The sequence below is a fragment of the Deltaproteobacteria bacterium genome (genome assembly GCA_016183175.1).
Lineage (GTDB): Bacteria > UBA10199 > UBA10199 > UBA10199 > SBBF01 > JACPFC01.
The window spans coordinates 1-12,455 of the sequence record JACPFC010000081.1 but is presented as its reverse complement, the minus strand read 5'-3'; the positions used below and the strand labels follow the sequence as shown (position 1 = coordinate 12,455).

Here is a 12,455-nt window from a genome sequence, read left to right as displayed (position 1 = left end):
CTGCCCCTTCGGCATCAAATCGACCTGAATGCCGTGGCGTTCGCAGGTTTTTTGGGTGACAGGGCCGATGACCGCCACCTTGATCCCGTAGAGATAACTCTTCACCTTGGGCGCCCCAATCAGACGGACAAAGTTGTCAATCGCCGAGGCGGACAAAAAGGTGATCCAGTCGGGCTTGGGGGGGGCAAAAATCGATTGCAGTCCTTCAGGGTTCACCTCGGGCATCACGGTGCGATAGGCCTCCACCACCTCGACCTTGCACCCCATTTTGCCCAGCTCGGAAACCAGATGTTCGCGGGCCTCCCGCGCGCGGGGGATCAAAATTTTCTTTCCCTTGAGCCTGGTCTTTTTTAAAGCCGCCACAATCCCTTCCTGCCGGAACTCCTCCGGGATGACATCCACCCACAATCCCAGCGACTCGATTCTGCGGGCCGTCGCGGGGCCGATGACGCCAATTTTCAGATGGGCCAGATCTCTCAAACCCCCGGCGCCTTGTTCCTTTCGACTCCTCTGAAAACGCTCCCAAAAAAAATCGACCGCATTCACGCTGGTAAATAAAAGCCAGTCAAAGTCTTTGATTCTTTTAATCGCAAAATCGAGAGGGGCAAAATTCGAAGGGGGTTGAATATCGATGGTGGCCAGCTCGACAACCGAGGCCCCCATCTGCGTCAGCATGTCGGTGAACTCGGTGGCTTGGGCCTTGAATCTTGTAACTATAATCCTTTTTCCAAACAATGGCTTACTCTCAAACCATTTAAGTTTTTGTCTCAATGAGACCACCGGCCCCACAACGACCAGAGATGGGGGGCTGATCTGTTCGGTCTCGGCTTGATCGGCCAGGGTGGAAACAGTGGCGACAACGGTTTTCTGTTCCGGGAGAGTCCCCCAGCTGATAATGCCTGCAGGGGTATCGGGCGCTTTTCCGTAGGCGATCAGTTTTTGAAGGTTTTCCCGGAGGGTGGCCACCCCCATGAAAAAAACCACTGTGTCGATTTTGGCCAGCGCCTCCCAGGGGATCATCCGTTCGACATCCTCCCCTTCCGGCAGGGCCAGTGCCGCTTCCCTCGACGGATCCTGATGGCCGGTAACAAAGGCCACATCGGAGGCGATCCCCCGGTGCGTCAGCGGAATCCCGGCATAGGCGGGAACGGCAACCGCGGCGCTCACCCCCGGCACGATTTCGAAAGGAACACCGGCCTTTTGGATGGCCAGCGCCTCCTCCCCGCCGCGGCCGAAGATAAAGGGATCGCCCCCCTTCAGGCGGACGACCGTCTCCCCTTTTTTGGCCCGGGCGATCATCTGTCTTTCGATTTCTCCCTGCGGAAGGGTTTTTTCAGAGGTTCTCTTGCCGACATAAATTTTTTGGGCGGATGGCTTGGCCGCTTTAAGCAAGTGCCGGTTGACCAGATAATCGTAAAAGATCACATCGGCCTCGGAAAGGAGACGAGCCCCCTTGAGAGTTAAAAGGTCGGGGTCGCCCGGCCCGGCGCCGACCAGGTAAATTTTACCCTTTTGTGTCTTCATCAATCAGTACCCATTTCAGTTTCGGATGGATGTCTTGAGGTGTCGTCGGCTGGTTGAGCGCACTTTAAAAACATCGCCAATCGGAACAAACTGAACCCTGCCCGACAAATACAGTGGCGATTAAATAGACCGCGAGTTTCGACGGAACCGAAAGCAGACACCGAAACCGAAATGGGTAAGACGTTGGCCATTGGTTACTGACTTTGATATCTCCTCCCCGGCAAACTCCTGATTCTCCCTTCCAATTCCAGCTGGGTCAACAGCATTGTCACGCGCGCGGGGGGAAGGCCGGTCCTTTCCACCAGATCGTCCGGTGTCGCCGGTTGATCGACACAAAGCCGGACAATCGTCTCTTCATCGCCGAATTTCACCGGTGAAACCAACCCTTCCGGCGGCACCGGCCCTGCCGGCGTTTCATATTTCCAATCATCCAAAATTTCTTTGGCGGAGCCGACCAGTTTGGCCCCCTGCTGGATCAGCCGGTTGGACCCGCGGGCAAAAGGGGTAAGCACCGAGCCGGGCGCCGCATAGACATCGCGATCCTGTTCCAGGGCGTACTGCGCGGTGATGAGCGATCCGCTTTTCTCCCCCGCCTCCACAACCAGCACGCCCCTGGCCATGCCGGAAATGATCCGGTTCCGGCGGGGGAAAAACTCCGGCCGCGCCTCCTCGTCCAGCGCAAATTCGGTGACAAACGCCCCTTTCTCCAGCACCGCATCGACAAAGCGCGCGTTTCGCGGCGGATAGATGAAATTCAATCCGGAACCGAGCACCGCCACCGTTTTCCCTCCACAATGGACAGCCGTTTCGTGGGCGGTAATGTCGATCCCCCGGGCAAAACCGCTGACAATCCCGACCCCCGCCGACACCACCTCCCGGACCATCTTGGCGCAAACCGAGACCCCATATTCGGAACATTCGCGGGCGCCAACCACCCCGAGCCAGTCAAGGCTGTTAAAACCGGCCCCAAGGGGCCCCTTTGGGGCAGGGCCGAAGCGGCTGGCTTTGCCGGCGCCGTTGGCGAGAGATCCCCATACATAGAGAAAAGGGGGAGGGGCGCTGATCTGTTTTAGCCGCCGGGGATAATCGGGAGAAACATAGGGAATAATTCCCGCATGCAGACGCTCCACCTCGTTTAACTCTTTTTCGGCCCAAGTGAAATCTTCTTTCGCGGAGGCAATTGCCTGCGCGATCGGCGGTCTTAAACCCGACACTTGAAGCAAATCGTCCTGTTTTGCCTTGAGGACCTCGCGCGGGGATCCAAAAAAATCAAGAAGCCTTAAAAAAGTGGCGGGGCCGACTCCGTCAACGCGGTTTAAGGTTAGCCAGTAAACCAACTCATCCGGTGTCACATCGGGTAGATATAAAAGGAGAGAAACAAGGGCAAGTTAATTTAAAATATCAGGTGGGGATGTTGGAAGAAACCGCGCCGGAGGCCGACGCCTCTTTGCCATCCACCCGTTCTTTAAGTTCCTTGCCGACCTTGAAGAAGGGGAGCTTTTTGGGTTTTACCTCGATCGACTGGCCGGTGCGGGGATTGCGCCCCTTGTAGGATTCATACTGCCTGCAGACAAAACTTCCAAACCCGCGGATCTCAATCCGCCCCCCTTTCGCCAGCGCCCCGGTCATCGAATCGAAAACGAGATTAACGACATCCTCCGCCCTTTTTCGCGGCAATTTGACCTTTTCCGCAACGACATCGATAAGCCCCGATTTATTCATGGAAGCCCTCTCTTCCACCCCTTGGGGATAAAGCACATAACCATTTAGAATTATTGATTAATCAACGGGAATAGTCAATCAACTTTTTTGCGGGAGATGATTCAATAACCGGGCCTCGATCCGGGGTGTCGGCAGGCAGGAACCAAGCATCCCATAACCCTCACTATTCCGCCAGAACCTTCTTAAACTCCTGCGTCAGAAGAGGCACAATGGCAAATAGATCCCCCACGACGCCGTAATCGGCCTTTTGGAAGATCGGGGCCTCGGGGTCCTTGTTGATCGCCACGATGACCTTGGAGGTGCGCATCCCGGCCAGATGCTGGATCGCGCCTGAAATGCCGCAGGCGATGTAGAGTTTTGGGTTGACCACTTTTCCGGTCTGTCCCACCTGCATGTCGTGCGGGGCATAGCCCGAATCGACCGCCGCCCGGGAGGCCCCCACTGTGGCGCCGATCACATTGGCCATTTCGCTTAAAATTTTGAAATTTTCGGCATTCCCCATCGCCCGGCCGCCGGAGACGATGATCTCCGCCTCGGTCAAATCAACCTTTCCTGCCTCCCCTTTTTCCGCCTGTTTCATGGGGCAACGCAAAACGCCGGGATCGACAGGGATTTTTACCGTCTCCACTGATGCTCCTTCCCCGCAGATTTTGACGGGAAAGGAATTGGCTCGCGCCGTCGCCATTTGAATGGGTGTATTGAAGGCGACATCCGCAAACGCCTTGCCCGAATAGACGGGGCGACGGGCCACCAGTTTGCCCCCTTCAATGTTCAGATCGGTGCAGTCGGAGGCAAGACCGCATTTAAGTTTTGCCGCCGCGCGGGGAAAGAGGTCCTTCCCCATCGGCGAGGCGGTTCCGAGGACAATGCCGGCATGAGTCTGGCCAACCACGGCGGTCAACGCCTGTGCATAGGCGATGCTGTTGTATTTTTCAAACGCCGGCCCGTCAACGACGCAGACTTTCGCGGCCCCATAGGGGGCGAGCTGTGAGGCCAATTCTTCAACATTCAATCCGATGAGCGCTACGGACACGGAACCCCCCGTCTGTACAGCCAGTTCGGCGGACTTCGACACCAGCTCAAACGAGGTCTTTTTGACTTTGCCGTCCTGATGTTCAGCTAAGACAAGAATATTTGACATATTATATTTAGCCTACAACTTCTGCCTGAAGATCCATCCGGACCATTTGGCCGGCGCCTGCCCCTGCCTGCCGGCAGGCACGGCGCCGGTTTTTTGGAGGGGCCCTGCCGCCTTAAATCACCTTCGCCTCTTCCCGCAGAAGACGAACCAGTTCATGCGCCTTCTGCGGAAGTTCGCCGTCGATTTTCTTTCCCGCCTTTCGATCCGGAGGCAGTTGATAGTTGACAAATCGCACGAGCGGTTCCGCCCCCTCCAGAAATTCGGAGCCTTTAAGCTTTTCCACCGGTTTGGTCTTTGCCTTCATGATTCCGGGCAAGGATGCATACCGCGGCGTGTTCAACCCTTTTTCGCATCCCAGTATCAGCGGAAAGGGGGCCTCGTAAATCTCGCGGGTCCCTCCCCCCACCCTGCGAGTGACAAGCGCACCTTTCAGTTCGGACAAAAGTTCCAGTTTTTCGATGATCATCACCTGCGGGATGTCGAGCAATTCCGCGATCATCTGGGGCGTCTGTCCGTTGTCGCCGTCGATGGCCTGTTTACCGCAAAAAACCAGGTCGAATCCCCCGGCCTTCAAAACACCCGCCAGAATTTTTGCCGTCTGAAAACTGTCAAAAAATTTTCCTTCATTGTCGATATGAACCCCCTTGTCGATTCCCATCGCCAACGCCGTCCGAAGCGCCTCAACCGCCCGGTCCGGACCCAGAGAGATGACGGTCGTCTCCCCCTCTTTGGCCTTTTCCTTCGTGCGGATGGCCTCCTCCACGGCATACTCGCAATAGGGGTTGACGATAAATTTGATGTCGGCCTCTTCAATGCCGCCGCCACCGGAGCTTCCGGTGCCATCCGCCCGGATGCGGATTTTGGTTTCGGTATCGGGAACCTGTTTGATGAGCGCGGCTATTTTCATGCGCCAATCCCCCCGAAAATCATTCCGCACACCTGCTCGGCCGCTTCTTCCATGGTGTAGCGCTTTCGTTTCATCAGCGTCCATTCCAGCGCGATTTCATCAACGGCGCCGAAAATGACCCGCTTCAGGATCACCGGCTCGACCCCCCTTTTGAAAACCCCTTTTTCCTGCCCCTCTTCAATAATGCCCGAAACGATGTTCAAGTACTCAAAAAACTTCTCGTTCGGATATTCCTTCATGAATTTGGTGCTCTGCCGGAGTTCGATCTGGATCACCTGGGCCAGGTCGGGATATTTCTGCACCAGTTTCAAATGAAGGGAAATAAAGACTTTGAGCTTTTCCTTCGGATCGGACGCCCTTTTTAATTCCTCCTCTGCCGCCCTGATGAACAGATCCATGCTGTATTCGAAGATCGAAATCAGGAGGTCATCCTTGTTTTTGAAATAAAGATAGATGGTGCCGTCGGCGACATCGGCCTCGCGCGCCACGTCGGCCACCGTGCTGTTGAAAAAACCCTTGCCGGCAAAGACGGCGATGGCCGCCTCGATGATCTTCTGATGCTTGTCGGCCGTCTGCTTTTTGTTGGCGAGAAGTGTAAAGGCCATAAAATGAACGGTCATTCATTCCCGTTTTTTAAGGCCAATGTCAAGAGTCTTTATCGTCTTCCCCGTCGTCCCCCTCGTCGAGGGGTTCTTCCGTTTCAAGATGGTCGTCTTCCTCAAGGGACGACCGGCCCCTTGCCCCCCCTTCTTCGTCATCCTCCACTTTTTCAAAAGTGAGACGGTCGTCCACCCATACCGTGTTTTCGTAGTCGTGGATATTCAGCACGTCGGTCAGGATTTCGTCGATCAGCTCGCGTTCCTCGTCGGTGGCCACGCGCCCCGAAAGACACGGACGTCCGTTGACGCATTCGATGTCGAGGCAATCGGTGCGGACGCGCCCGTCTTCCTCGAGGCTCTCGAGGATGAATTCAACCACCTCTTCGTCGCTTAATTCTTCATGAGACATGTCTTCCCCCCCACAAGTTTGACGCCTCTACAAAAATGATAATCGGGCGTCAAGAAACTTCAAGGGGTTATTATATCGGGGGCAAAGCCTTCGGCGCCCCCGTGCCCCCCGGTTCGCTCGGACGGATTAAATCCGATCCTCGCTCACTCTTGCCTCCCCCTTTCAAACGAAAATAAAGGGCGGTCGCGACCACGCCCGAAAAAAGAATCACGTTCAGGGTCGCAAAAAAACGGAAAATAAAATCGGAGGAGGCCAGCGCCGCCGGTTCGATAAGAATCAGGCAGGAAAAAACCCCCAAAAGCCAGACCAGGCTCAAGTCCTCCGAAGACCGGCGGCGGATGATTTTGACCATCAGGGGAATATTAAAGAGGGGAAGCGCCAGCGACGCGACAAAACCGATTGTTCGTATCAATGAATGATTCTCCATGAATGACATCAGTGCCTTTCCCGGTAGGCCGTCGTTACGCGGGGAAGAAACAGTTTGAACAGTTCATCATACCGCAGGCTCTCGGGAAGCTCCATGGTGCGGTCGTCGGTCATCGCCATGCCGGCCGAGGCGTCCCAAAAAAGGCCGCCGTGCGTCCCCTTGTGGCCAAATTTGAGCCAGGTTCCCGCCAGCGCCGCAAAACCACCGAACTGGTAATCCGGTTTGAGGGAAAACATAACCCCCGCCCTGTTTTCCACCAGATTAAAAAACGAATCATAGAGGCGGTATCCCGCGTCGGGGTAAAAGACCCTTGCCACCATTTTCTTCCATTGGCTGTCCGAAATCCAGTTTCCGGACGCCAATCCGCTTTTTTTGAGGATGGGGAGATAATCGAGCGGGTCCCCCTTTACGGAAACATAGCGATATCGGCTGGGCCACTGATAATCGAAAAAGGCCTCCTCCCCTTCGGAATTCACCATGCGCACCCTCTTCCCTTCGGGCCAAAAAACCAGATCGATGCCGTCAACCCGCCGGATGGCCCGGGCCGCCTTCTCCCCCTCCCGCGTCATCATCACGCCGGCAGAGAGGAGGCCGTATTCGACAACGACGACGTCGTTTTTGTTGACGAGATGTTTGGAGTGGTTAAGCCCCGCCGCCTCAAGCGCCTTTTCAATCTCTCCGGTACCGATCATTTTTAAACGGTCGAAATGGAAACCATGGTCGGAAAAAAGGACGACCCTCAAGCGTTCGTCATGCTCCCGGTAATACTTCTTCTTCATCCGTTGAAGAAACCGGTCGACAAAAATCATGAACCTCTTCATCCGTTCCCGACCCAAAAGATGCTGGGCGCCGTCGGTCCCCCCCAGATAAGCCATAAGAACCTTTTTGGGGCTTTTCATCGCGAGCCTTTCGGCGCGCAGAAGATCCTCCTGCCCCGCAACGCCGGGAAAGGCGTACATCACCGCCTTTTCGTGCATCGTGTGGCGAAAGGCGTCGAAATAGGTCTTGTAATTGACATGAATTTTATAGATGTCCGCCGGCGTGCCGCCGATGACCTTGTTTGCTTCATAGGAGTAGAACCTGCTCTCATAGCCGGGAACTTTTCCCACATCCAGCGGTTTGAAGATTCCGGTAAAACCGATGGTCGTGGCCGAGGGAAAGGTCGAAATGAAGGGGATCACCGGCTGAAAATCCATGAAATGGCCTTCTTTCTGCAGTTCATGCATCATCTCATAGCCTATCCCGTCGATGGCGATGAAGAGAATTTTTTTGGCCTCCTTTTCGGCAGAGGGAAGAACCTTGATTTCCGGTTTGTGGAAACCGCAGGAGACAGCCACGAAAAGGAGAAAAAAGCAGAAGAGTCGCTTGACGGTCATGGGTTGCCTCTTATATCTATCACGCTCTAAAACGTCAAACGAGGGTTGACATTGGTCAAAGGATTCCTAATCTTAAACAAAACGGAAGGAAACAGACAAAATAAACATAAGCGAGCAATCCGGCTTTGCCGGTTGCGAGCGTGGGGTTTGGGGCCATTTGAGGCCCGAAATATATTAACGCGAGTAGCAACAAACGGGCCGAAAGGGCCCCAAATATCATGACCAAAAAATCAAAAGTGATCGGAATCGATCTGGGAACCACCAACTCGTGTGTTGCCGTCATGGAGGGGGGCGAACCCAAAATCATCCCCAATCAGGAGGGGGCGCGCACAACCCCGTCGGTGGTCGCGTATACCAAAGACGGCGAAATCCTTGTCGGTCAGGCGGCCAAACGGCAGGCGGTGACCAATCCGGACAATACGGTCTATTCCATCAAGCGTTTTATGGGGCGCAAATTCGATGAGGTCCCGCAGGAAATCAAGCTGGTCCCCTACAAGGTGGTCAAACGGGACAACGGCGATGCCGCGGTGGATATTTCCGGCAAACAAAACATGCCCCCCGAGATTTCGGCCAAAATTCTGATGAAGCTCAAAAAAGCGGCCGAGGACTATTTGGGTGAAACAGTTACCGATGCGGTCATCACCGTTCCTGCCTACTTCAACGATTCTCAACGGCAGGCCACCAAGGACGCCGGTATCATCGCCGGACTTAATGTTCTCCGCATTGTCAACGAACCGACCGCCGCCTCCCTGGCCTACGGTATGGACAAGAAAAAGGACGAAATCATCGCCGTGTACGACTTTGGCGGCGGCACCTTCGATATTTCCGTTTTGGAAGTGGGCCAGAACGTGGTGGAGGTGGTGGCCACCAACGGCGACACGCATCTGGGGGGGGACAACATCGACCAGCGGCTCATCGACTATCTCATCGCCGAATTCAAAAAAGATCAGGGGATCGACGTCTCGAAGGACAAAATGGTTCTGCAGAGGTTGAAAGAGGCGGCGGAAAAGGCCAAGATCGAACTCTCCTCGGCGCTGGAAACCGAGATCAACCTCCCCTTTCTCACCGCGGACGCCTCCGGTCCCAAGCACATGAACATCAAGCTGACCCGCGCCAAGCTCGAATCGCTCTGCGAAGACCTCCTCATGAAATCGTTTGAGCCGGTGAAAAAGTGCCTCGCCGATGCCGGCAAAAAGCCTTCCGACATCGTGGAGGTGGTGCTGGTGGGGGGGCAGACCCGGATGCCGCGCGTCCGCGAAGAGGTGAAAAAATTCTTCGGCAAGGAGCCGCACATGGGGGTCAACCCCGATGAAGTGGTGGCGGCCGGGGCGGCGGTTCAGGGGGGGGTCTTGACCGGCGAGGTGAAGGACATGCTTTTGCTCGATGTCACGCCTCTTTCGCTCGGCATTGAAACTTTGGGCGGCGTGATGACGCGGCTTATCGAGCGGAACACGACCATTCCCACCAAAAAATCGCAGATTTTTTCCACGGCGGCCGACAGCCAGACCAGCGTCGAGGTCCATGTCATGCAGGGGGAGCGCGACATGGCGCGCGACAACCGGACGCTGGGGCGGTTTCATCTGGACGGCATTCCGCCCGCGCCGCGCGGGATTCCGCAGATCGAGGTCACCTTCGACATCGACGCCAACGGCATTGTGCATGTGACGGCATTGGACAAGGCCACCAGCAAAAAACAGCATATCACCATCACCTCTTCTTCCGGCTTGGGAAAGGACGAGATCGACAAAATGGTGAAAGAGGCCAAAGAGCACGAGTCCGAAGATCACAAGAAGCGCGAAGAGATCGAAAACAAAAACCGCGCCGATGCCCTGGTGCATGAAGTGGAAAAGAATTTAAAGGAACACAAGGACAAACTCCCGGCGGATGACGCAAAGAAGGTCGAATCGGCGCTCGAGGCGGCCAAAAAGGCATTGTCGGAGGACAATGCCGAACGGATCAAGGCGACGATGGAAGAGCTTCAGCAGGCCGCCTTCAAGATCGGCGAGGCGATGTACAAGGCGGCCAGCGGCCCCGGCCGGGCCTCCGGCCCGTCGGCAGATGCCGGCGGCGAAGGGGGTTCAACCACGGACGAAAGCGCAAAAACACCCAAAAAAGATGAGAATGTGGTCGATGCGGAGTTTGAGGAGACGAAATAAGACGCAACCGTAAATTTCAAACGGTTTAACTCCGTTTTTGCCTCCTGATTTCCTCAAGGTGACGCAAATCTTCCCGATCCTTTTCGCGGCCAGCCGCCTTTTTCATGACAATCAGATCGTCCAGCGAGGCAAAATAGACATCCTGACCGGCCAGCCGATATTCAACCCTGTGATCCCACACTTCCTTAAAGGAGATGCCGGTCACATGGGGATGGATATCGAGTTCCAGTATGTACTGTCTGAACAACAATTTTTTCTGCATGGCCTCGTCAACAGTAACACCCTGAAGATCGTAACCGCAGGCGCACAACGCCTCGAGGGATTTTTCGACATTTTTGCGGACAGGTTCCACAAAGAGATCGAGATCTTTTGTGAGACGGGCGTAACCGTGCGCCACGCCTGCCGTTGCGCCGATGATTACAAATTTGACTTTATGTTGTTTGAATTCTTTGAGAATTTTTTCGAGGTTCATGGGTTTGCCGGTTTAAAAACTCCAGCATTGCAAGATTCCATTCGAGCCATTCGCTCAGGCGATCGTCTGGCGACACATCCATACCGGCGCTCACCTCAAACTCGAGCTCTTTTTTCTCGTCATGACGGGCCAGCTTTAAGATTCGGGTTTTTGGCATGGGATGAGTTCGAATATAACCGATATGACCGGCCAAAGCAATTATAACCTCTCCCACACCTCATAAACCTCACTGATCGGCAGTACTCAAAAAATGTTGCTAAGTTTTTTTACTGATTCCGGCCTCAAGCGCCTATTGACATCAAATGCTTTACTATGCTTTACTTTTGGTGTGAAAGCCCTCTCCATCAGGCTCGACGACGATCTGGGCAGAAAATTCGACGCCGTCTGCAAACAAACAGGGCACAAGAAAAATACCGTCGTATCCCGGCTGATACAGGCCTTTGTCCTCTCCCGGTCCCACGGCAAAGCGGTTTCTTCCAAAAAGAAAAGGGATCCTTTTCTGGATGTCATCGGCATCGCAAATATCGAATCGTCCATTTCCAACGAAGATATCGATAAAATCGTCTAGGGGTTTCAACGGATCCCCTGAATGCAGGCCCGCCGCAATCTTAAGCCCCTTGGGGCTTAAGCCAATCTTGCCCTTAAACAAGCGATTTTCCATCAATCCCATCGGGAATTTGCCTGCCCATTAACTTGAGGACCGTCGGAAAGACATCCACCGACCGGGTGCATCTCCGGTCGAGGCGATGGTTCATCAAAAAAGGAATCCGCATATGTTCCGGACAAATCGCCCCGTGCGAGGCCTTGTGTTCGGGGTGCTCGTAGCGTTCGCGCAAATCGAAACCGCTGTTGGCGGAGATCACGACATCGCCCGTTCGAGGGGACGAAAAAAGCTGGCGTAGCTGGCCAAAGACATCGGGATAATGGGAGTCCCAGGTTTTTTCGACCGATTCGTCCGGCGTCATGGCAAGACTTTGTCCTTCCCCTCCAAACACTCCGAGAGGATCGTCTTTTTCCCATTGATAATTGACGCGACCGTCGGCGATGCGAAACAGGCCATGCCCCTTTTCAGTCAACAAATGAATCGCCCCATCGGCCCCCTGACAGGCGACAAGCGAGACGGCAGGCTGGTGTCTTAATTCATCCAGCAGAATTCCGGTGTGAGAAAGCTCCTCAAACGTCGTCCGATCGGTCCACCCTTTTTCGTTCTTGAAATAAAGATGCGCCATTCCGTTTCCCGAAACCATCGAGGCGGCTTTGAAGTTTCGCTTGAAAATTTGCGTGTAGTAAAAGGCCTTGATCCCTTTGGAATCAAGCCACGGGCCGACATCAAAATGGGTCTTCGTGTCGGAGAGGCCGTGATCGCTGACAATGACCATGAGCGTTTCGTCCCATTCCCCTCTCCGCTTCAATTTTTCAACAACCTCTCCGATCGCGGAATCAACCTCCCGATAGGCCTGAACGGTCCGGGGATGAAACGGGCTTGAACGGTGGGAATATTCGTCCACGGCCGGGAACACGATAAAAGTAAAGTCGGGGTTCCGCTTCAATCCGGCAATCAGCTTTTCCGAGGCGGACTGATCGACAAACGCCCAGCGGTCGGTCAGATGCGCGTAGTAGAAATACCAGATGCGGGAAAATTTGGTCAGGTTTTTCCCCCGGGCGCTTCCCCTATTGACCATGCTCATGATGGACAGGGGATTGTCGAAAATTTCAAAGGCG

At 54.6% G+C, this 12,455-nt stretch carries 14 protein-coding genes; 2 read left to right on the top strand and 12 right to left on the bottom strand.

Going from position 1 to position 12,455, the window contains the following annotated elements; genetic code table 11:
• The 9 genes from cobA to HYU99_08325 form a co-directional block, all read right to left on the bottom strand.
• Positions 1–1,524 (bottom strand): uroporphyrinogen-III C-methyltransferase (cobA, locus tag HYU99_08365; protein ID MBI2340360.1); only part of this gene is annotated, 1,524 nt, incomplete at its 3' end.
• Positions 1,525–1,718: 194 nt separating this feature from the next.
• A complete protein-coding gene (dprA, locus tag HYU99_08360) occupies positions 1,719–2,876 on the bottom strand; it encodes a DNA-protecting protein DprA (GenBank protein ID MBI2340359.1) in 1,158 nt (385 codons plus the stop codon).
• A gap of 49 nt (positions 2,877–2,925) precedes the next feature.
• Positions 2,926–3,246, bottom strand: a complete 321-nt coding sequence (locus tag HYU99_08355; protein MBI2340358.1) for an integration host factor subunit beta — start codon at positions 3,244–3,246, stop codon at positions 2,926–2,928.
• A gap of 163 nt (positions 3,247–3,409) precedes the next feature.
• Positions 3,410–4,387: an electron transfer flavoprotein subunit alpha/FixB family protein gene (locus HYU99_08350; protein MBI2340357.1), complete on the bottom strand. Its 978-nt coding sequence runs from the start codon at positions 4,385–4,387 to the stop codon at positions 3,410–3,412.
• A gap of 112 nt (positions 4,388–4,499) precedes the next feature.
• The gene (locus HYU99_08345; protein ID MBI2340356.1) at positions 4,500–5,294 is read right to left on the bottom strand and encodes an electron transfer flavoprotein subunit beta/FixA family protein; all 795 of its coding nucleotides are present in this window, start codon (positions 5,292–5,294) and stop codon (positions 4,500–4,502) included.
• A complete protein-coding gene (locus HYU99_08340; protein MBI2340355.1) occupies positions 5,291–5,899 on the bottom strand; it encodes a TetR/AcrR family transcriptional regulator in 609 nt (202 codons plus the stop codon). The genes HYU99_08345 and HYU99_08340 overlap by 4 nt, the downstream gene beginning before the upstream one ends.
• 40 nt (positions 5,900–5,939) lie before the next feature.
• A complete protein-coding gene (locus HYU99_08335) occupies positions 5,940–6,302 on the bottom strand; it encodes a hypothetical protein (GenBank protein MBI2340354.1) in 363 nt (120 codons plus the stop codon).
• Positions 6,303–6,372: 70 nt separating this feature from the next.
• Entirely contained in the window at positions 6,373–6,714 is a 342-nt protein-coding gene (locus HYU99_08330) for a hypothetical protein (protein MBI2340353.1), read from the bottom strand.
• 23 nt (positions 6,715–6,737) lie between these two features.
• On the bottom strand, positions 6,738–8,105 hold the full coding sequence (locus HYU99_08325; GenBank protein ID MBI2340352.1) for an alkaline phosphatase family protein: 1,368 nt from the start codon (positions 8,103–8,105) through the stop codon (positions 6,738–6,740).
• 218 nt (positions 8,106–8,323) lie between these two features.
• On the opposite strand from HYU99_08325, the gene dnaK reads away from it, so the two are divergent.
• Complete coding sequence (gene dnaK / locus HYU99_08320) at positions 8,324–10,261, top strand: molecular chaperone DnaK (GenBank protein ID MBI2340351.1); 1,938 nt, start codon at positions 8,324–8,326, stop codon at positions 10,259–10,261.
• 25 nt (positions 10,262–10,286) lie between these two features.
• Here dnaK and HYU99_08315 read toward each other — a convergent pair whose 3' ends face one another.
• Positions 10,287–10,733, bottom strand: a complete 447-nt coding sequence (locus tag HYU99_08315) for a nucleotidyltransferase (protein MBI2340350.1) — start codon at positions 10,731–10,733, stop codon at positions 10,287–10,289.
• On the bottom strand, positions 10,693–10,926 hold the full coding sequence (locus HYU99_08310; protein MBI2340349.1) for a hypothetical protein: 234 nt from the start codon (positions 10,924–10,926) through the stop codon (positions 10,693–10,695). Before HYU99_08310 ends, HYU99_08315 begins: the two co-directional genes overlap by 41 nt.
• Positions 10,927–11,061: 135 nt before the next feature.
• Between HYU99_08310 and HYU99_08305 the strand changes: the two genes are divergently transcribed.
• Positions 11,062–11,301, top strand: coding sequence for a hypothetical protein (locus HYU99_08305; GenBank protein MBI2340348.1), 240 nt, complete (start codon positions 11,062–11,064; stop codon positions 11,299–11,301).
• A 73-nt stretch (positions 11,302–11,374) separates the two neighbouring features.
• Here the strand turns inward: HYU99_08305 and HYU99_08300 are convergent, their stop codons facing one another.
• On the bottom strand, positions 11,375–12,421 hold the full coding sequence (locus tag HYU99_08300) for an alkaline phosphatase family protein (GenBank protein ID MBI2340347.1): 1,047 nt from the start codon (positions 12,419–12,421) through the stop codon (positions 11,375–11,377).
• Positions 12,422–12,455 lie beyond the last annotated feature (34 nt).

Bases quoted from the DNA above. Each gene is read 5' to 3' on its own strand.
- HYU99_08335 (MBI2340354.1), bottom strand. From the start codon at position 6,302: ATGTCTCATGAAGAATTAAGCGACGAAGAGGTGGTTGAATTCATCCTC.
- dnaK (MBI2340351.1), top strand. From the start codon at position 8,324: ATGACCAAAAAATCAAAAGTGATCGGAATCGATCTGGGAACCACCAAC.
- HYU99_08300 (MBI2340347.1), bottom strand. From the start codon at position 12,421: ATGAGCATGGTCAATAGGGGAAGCGCCCGGGGGAAAAACCTGACCAAA.
- HYU99_08315 (MBI2340350.1), bottom strand. From the start codon at position 10,733: ATGAACCTCGAAAAAATTCTCAAAGAATTCAAACAACATAAAGTCAAA.
- HYU99_08350 (MBI2340357.1), bottom strand. From the start codon at position 4,387: ATGTCAAATATTCTTGTCTTAGCTGAACATCAGGACGGCAAAGTCAAA.
- HYU99_08325 (MBI2340352.1), bottom strand. From the start codon at position 8,105: ATGACCGTCAAGCGACTCTTCTGCTTTTTTCTCCTTTTCGTGGCTGTC.
- HYU99_08345 (MBI2340356.1), bottom strand. From the start codon at position 5,294: ATGAAAATAGCCGCGCTCATCAAACAGGTTCCCGATACCGAAACCAAA.
- HYU99_08340 (MBI2340355.1), bottom strand. From the start codon at position 5,899: ATGGCCTTTACACTTCTCGCCAACAAAAAGCAGACGGCCGACAAGCAT.
- HYU99_08355 (MBI2340358.1), bottom strand. From the start codon at position 3,246: ATGAATAAATCGGGGCTTATCGATGTCGTTGCGGAAAAGGTCAAATTG.